Raw genomic sequence first — 593 nt, forward strand, 5'->3', positions numbered from 1 at the left:
ATATTCTTCAATACTACCAAAGTATAAGGAGTAAATTATCTTTTGATGGAGAAACATCTAATCAATTTTTTAAAACGGAAATTTCACCTCTTAATCCTAATTTCAGGATTAATATCCAGGACTCAAAAAAGAAATTTAAGGAATTCATAGACTTTCAGGATCTTGATAAAAAGAATAAGGCCTTAATTTCCCTGCTGTTTAGCAAAAAGAATTTGAACGCGGATTTAGAAGTGGGTTTTAAAGGTAACCCCAATATGGGAAGTGTTGTTTTAAATCAGTTCAATACTTCCAAAGATTTTGAGGATTTTGCGAGCAGCTTCGCCCAGGGAGACAGAATATTTATTATCTCCTCAATTTTTGGAGGTACCGGTGCTGCAGGTTTTCCCCTTTTATTGAAAAATATTAGATCTGCGAGTCCCTCATTAAACAATCATTCACTGTTGCGTTCGGCTCCTGTGGGAGCAGTTTCAGTTCTGCCATATTTTGGAGTAAAGAAAGATGTTGAAAGCGATATTGAAAAATCAACATTTATATCCAAGACAAAAGCTGCTTTAAGGTATTATGAATATGGAGTTAACGACTCAGTGGATTCT

At 34.7% G+C, this 593-nt stretch carries 1 pseudogene; it reads left to right on the forward strand.

Annotated elements, in window-relative coordinates:
- Positions 1-212 precede the first annotated feature (212 nt).
- Positions 213-593, forward strand: a pseudogene (locus tag HC175_RS24310) (hypothetical protein); the annotation flags it as partial.

The sequence above is a fragment of the Salinimicrobium oceani genome (assembly GCF_012037645.1).